The 2298-nt window shown below is 69.3% G+C and carries 1 protein-coding gene and 1 pseudogene; one reads left to right on the forward strand and one right to left on the reverse strand.

The genetic code is table 11. From position 1 onward, the window contains the following. Nucleotides 1-188: pseudogene (locus G6018_RS09970) on the reverse strand (amidase); the annotation flags it as partial. 166 nt (nt 189-354) lie between these two features. Here G6018_RS09970 and ftsH point away from each other — a divergent pair. Beyond that, a partial coding sequence (gene ftsH / locus G6018_RS09975) for an ATP-dependent zinc metalloprotease FtsH (RefSeq protein ID WP_182639512.1) occupies nt 355-2298 on the forward strand: 1944 nt, incomplete at its 3' end.

Consider the following 2298-nt stretch of genomic DNA (forward strand, 5'->3'; position numbering starts at 1 on the left):
GCGTCCCGGGCGTCCACCGCCGCCGCGGCCGCACGGCCGTCAGTCCCGAGGAGAGTGGTGAAGGCACGGAGTGCCGGATCCAGGTGCGCGATCCGGTCCAGGGCGGCGTCGAGCGCCCCCGTCGCGGTGTCGGCGCCGGACCGCACCGCCTCTGCGGTCCGGGACGCGGGCGGGGTGGGGGTGATCACGAGCCCGATGGTACGGGGCGCGTACGACACGATCGCCTGTCCGCCCACGGCGATCAGCACGGTCGGCTGTCGTGCCCCGCAGGTAGCCTGGGGCGATAGGCGACGAGGTCGGTCGCATCACGAGGTCCGCCGACCGGCGGGGCCGTCCTTCGCACTCGAGGACCGAATGGAACGTAAGAGCAACACCGTTTTCCGCAACGTGGCGATCGCGGGCGTCATCATCCTGGCGATCGTCGGTTTCTCGTTCTTCGCGAACGACGAGCGGGGGTACACCGAGGTCGACACCTCGGTTGCCCTCGCGCAGATCGACGCCGGGAACGTCAGTGAGGCGACGATCGAGGACCGTGAGCAGCAGCTGCGGCTCACCCTCGAGTCGCCGATTACCCCGGAGGAGGGTGCCGACGAGACCGATCAGCTGCTCGCCAAGTATCCGGAGCTGGCGGCGGACCAGATCTTCGACCGGGTCGCCGCGGCCGAGCCGGAGAAGTACGACACCACCGTCACCCAGCAGGGCTTCTTCACCCAGATGCTGTCGTTCCTGCTGCCCATGCTCATCCTCTTCGGGCTCCTGTTCTACTTCATGACCCGCATGCAGGGTGGCAAGGGCGGCCTGTTCGGTGTCGGCAAGTCGAGGGCGGTCGAGTTCACCAAGGACATGCCCCAGACCACCTTTGCCGACGTCGCGGGTGAGGACGAGGCGGTGGAGGAGCTCAACGAGATCAAGGACTTCCTGCAGAACCCGGCGCGGTACGAGCGGCTGGGGGCCAAGATCCCGCGCGGCGTCCTCCTCTACGGGCCACCCGGAACGGGTAAGACCCTGCTGGCGCGTGCGGTGGCCGGCGAGGCCGGGGTGCCGTTCTTCTCGATCTCCGGCTCGGACTTCGTGGAGATGTTCGTGGGCGTGGGTGCCTCGCGTGTCCGCGACCTGTTCGAGAAGGCCAAGCAGAACGCGCCCTGCATCGTGTTCGTCGACGAGATCGACGCCGTCGGTCGGCACCGCGGCTCCGGGACCGGTGGCGGCCACGACGAACGCGAGCAGACCCTCAACCAGCTCCTCGTGGAGATGGACGGGTTCAGCGACCGCGAGACGGTCATCATGATCGCGGCGACCAACCGCCCCGACGTGCTCGATCCGGCCCTGCTGCGGCCCGGCCGGTTCGACCGTCAGGTGCCGGTAACCAACCCGGATCTGCGCGGACGTGAGTCCATCCTCGCCGTGCACTCGGTGGGCAAGCCCCTGGCCGCCGACGTGGACATGAGGTCGCTGGCCCGGCGCACGATCGGCATGTCCGGGGCGGACCTGGCCAACGTGCTCAACGAGGGCGCGCTGCTGGCCGCCCGGATGGGCCGGGACGAGATCTCGATCGACATCCTCGAGGAGGCCACCGACCGGGTCGTGGGCGGACCACGCCGCAAGCACCGCGTGATCAGCGAGCACGAGAAGAAGGTCACCGCCTACCACGAGTCCGGTCACGCGCTCGCGGCGTGGGCGATGGAGGACCTGGAGCCGGTCCACAAGGTCACGATCCTCGCTCGCGGCCGCACCGGGGGGCACGCACTGGTCGTCCCGGAGGACGACAAGTCCCTCATGACCCGCGCGGACATGATCGCGCGGATCGTCATGGCCATGGGCGGCCGCGCAGCCGAGGAGTACGTCTTCGGCGAACCGACCTCCGGCGCCAGCTCGGACATCGAGCAGGCCACCAGGATCGCCCGCACGATGGTCGCCGAGTACGGCATGAGTTCCAGGCTCGGGGCGGTCAGGTACGGCGGCGAGGGCGGGGACCCGTTCCTCGGACGCGGCGGCGGCGGGGGCTCCGAGTACTCCCCGGAGGTGGCCAAGGCAATCGACGACGAGGTCCGCCGGATCATCGACGCCGCGCACACCGAGGCGTGGAAGGTCCTCGAGGAGAACCGGGAGATCCTCGACTCCGTGGCAGGGGAACTGCTCGAGAAGGAGACGCTCCGGCAGGAGGATCTCCAACGGCTGTTCGCGGACGTGGTCAAGCGTCCGAGGATCACCGAGTTCGACGACTTCTCCGGTCGTGTCCCGTCGACCCGGCCGCCCATCAAGACACCGGGTGAGCTGGCGAGGGAACGCGGCGAGCCT

Source organism: Dietzia sp. DQ11-44 (assembly GCF_014145205.1).
In the GTDB taxonomy this organism is placed as follows: domain Bacteria; phylum Actinomycetota; class Actinomycetes; order Mycobacteriales; family Mycobacteriaceae; genus Dietzia; species Dietzia natronolimnaea.